Annotated in this window: 2 protein-coding genes; both read left to right on the top strand. The window is 69.4% G+C overall.

Annotated elements, in window-relative coordinates; genetic code table 11:
* Positions 1–572: 572 nt before the first annotated feature.
* Positions 573–1,835 (top strand): hypothetical protein, encoded by a 1,263-nt coding sequence (locus VF665_RS20785; RefSeq protein ID WP_331055382.1) that lies wholly within the window; start codon positions 573–575, stop codon positions 1,833–1,835.
* Positions 1,835–2,197 (top strand): arsenate reductase family protein, encoded by a 363-nt coding sequence (locus VF665_RS20790; RefSeq protein WP_331055383.1) that lies wholly within the window; start codon positions 1,835–1,837, stop codon positions 2,195–2,197. The genes VF665_RS20785 and VF665_RS20790 overlap by 1 nt, the downstream gene beginning before the upstream one ends.
* Positions 2,198–2,466: the final 269 nt, after the last annotated feature.

Consider the following 2,466-nt stretch of genomic DNA (forward strand, 5'->3'; position numbering starts at 1 on the left):
TGAAGAATCCCGCCACACGGCTTCCGATGCACCACCGGCTGCGCGGCGTGCCCCGAACTCCGCGGGCGCTGCCGAGAGACCGGGGCACACCGCGCCGGCCCTCGTCCGCGCGAGCGGTTCGGCCCGGAAACCTTCCGGCGCACAAGGATCATCGTGGGGGATGCGGGCCGTGTACGCTGCTCCTTCAGGATGACCCTCAGGCTCGGAGCAGGCAGGCAGACTCCGTTGCTCACGGCGGAGGTGAAGAACCTGCTCGCCCGGACGCCTCGGACCCTGAGTGTCATTCTGAAGGAGGCGCCGGCGGTGCCATCCGCGTGCTCAGACTCGGGCGCCGACTGAAGAATCCCGCCACACGGTTTCCGATGCACCACCGGCTGCGCGGCACGCTCCGAGCTCTCCCCCGCGCGGCCTCGCTGATCCGCGGCGAAGAACGCCCGCGTTCATCCGTTCCCGGGCGGTTTCGCGACGCGGGCCGCTGAATTAGGTTCAGTCGGCTTGCAACCCACCGCCGCGGCCTCCCCGGCCCGGCGCGCGCACCCGTCCACCTTCCGCTGCTTTCGCGAGGTCCGCCCATGCAGGAGACCGAGCTGATCTACGACTGGAACACCCTCGACGGCTCCTTTGACTACGGCACGCGCCGCGGCGTGCAGCTGAACGACGAGACGCTGCGCGACGGGCTTCAGTCGCCCTCCGTTACGGATCCCGCCATCGGCGACAAGATCCGGCTGCTGCACCTGATGGCCGAGCTGGGCATCGCCGCGGCGGACATCGGCCTTCCCGGCGCCGGCCCGCGCGCCGTGCGCGACGTGGAGGCGCTGGCGCGCGAAATCGTCGACTCCCGCCTCGCCATTGAGCCCAACTGCGCCGCGCGCACGGTGCGCGCCGACGTGCAGCCCATCGTGGACGTGTCGCAGCGCGTGGGGATCGCCATCGAGGCGGCCACCTTCATCGGATCATCCCCCATCCGCCAGTACGCCGAAGACTGGACGCTGGACCGGATGCTGCGCGCCACCGAAGACGCGGTGTCGTTCGCGGTGCAGAACAACCTTCCCGTCATGTACGTGACGGAAGACACCACCCGCGCCAACCCCGAAGTGGTCAAGGCGCTCTACACGACGGCCATCAACTGCGGCGCGCGGCGCATCTGCGTGTGCGACACGGTGGGGCACGCCACGCCGCACGGCGTCCGCCAGCTGATCCGCTTCGTCAAGCGCGAGATCGTGGACCCCAGCGGCGAGGACGTAAAGATCGACTGGCACGGGCACCGCGACCGCGGGCTGGCCGTCCCCAACTGCCTGGCCGCCATCGAAGAGGGCGCACACCGAATTCACGGCACCGCGCTGGGCATCGGCGAGCGCTGCGGCAACGCCGAGATGGACCTTCTCCTGGTCAACCTCAAGCTGCTGGGGCTGCACGACTGGGACCTGTCGCGGCTGAACGAGTACGTGGCGCTGGCCAGCCAGGCGTGCCGCGTGGACCTGGCGTACAACTGGCCCGTGTTCGGCCCGGACGCCTTTCGCACCGGGACGGGGGTGCACGCCGCGGCCATCATCAAGGCCGAAGCCAAGGGCGACGCGTGGCTGGCGGACCGCATCTACAGCGGCGTGCCGGCGGGGTGGTTCGGCCTGCGCCAGGTGATCGAGATCTCACCCATGAGCGGCATCAGCAACGTGCGCCACTGGCTGGCCGCGCACGGCTACGGGGCGGACGACGAGCTGTGCAGCCACGTGTTCGAGGCCGCCAAGACCTGTGACCACACCTTTACGGACGACGAGGTGCACGCCATCTGCCGCACCTTCCGCGCGTCCGCCGCCCCCGTGGCCCAGGCCGTCTGATGAATGAAGCTGAAGGAGTGGACGTCTACTGGCTCCCGCACTGCAGCACCTGCCAGAAGGCGGTGGAGCACCTGCGCAGCAAGGGCGTGGTGATCCGCTCGCTGCGCGATCTCAAGGCGCAGCCGCTGGAGCACGCGGAGGTGGAGGACCTGGCGCGCAAGGCGGGCGGCGCCGACGCGCTGTTCAGCCGCCGCGCCATGAAGTACCGCAAGATGGGGCTGCACGAGCAGCAGCTTTCGGAGGACGATCTCCTGCGCCACATGACGGAAGAGTACACCTTCATCACGCGCCCCGTCGTCGTCCGCGGCGACCGGGCCACCGCGGGCTTCAGCGCCAAGCGCTTGGACGATCTGGTCCGCTGAGCGAAGGATGGACTGATCGGCGGAAACCCCGCTCCGGCATGCTCCGGGGCGGGGTTTTTGTCCATGGAAGTACCCCCTTCGCTCGGCTCGTCTGGTACACGGCTTCCTCGCGTCAAACATGCCTGATCCGCGACGATGCGGTACACGGGCCAGGTGACCGGGCTCGCAGCCGGCGTCTACACCTTCACGGTGCTGCACAGCGTGGACGGCCGGACCAGCACCGCGTACACCAGCACGGTGGTCGTGCGCTGATCCGCGGCGCATCGGCG

It is taken from the genome of Longimicrobium sp., assembly GCF_036387355.1.
Taxonomy (GTDB): Bacteria; Gemmatimonadota; Gemmatimonadetes; order Longimicrobiales; family Longimicrobiaceae; genus Longimicrobium.

Excerpts from the sequence above, each read along its gene's own strand:
- VF665_RS20785 (WP_331055382.1), top strand. The coding sequence starts at position 573 with ATGCAGGAGACCGAGCTGATCTACGACTGGAACACCCTCGACGGCTCC.
- VF665_RS20790 (WP_331055383.1), top strand. The coding sequence starts at position 1,835 with ATGAATGAAGCTGAAGGAGTGGACGTCTACTGGCTCCCGCACTGCAGC.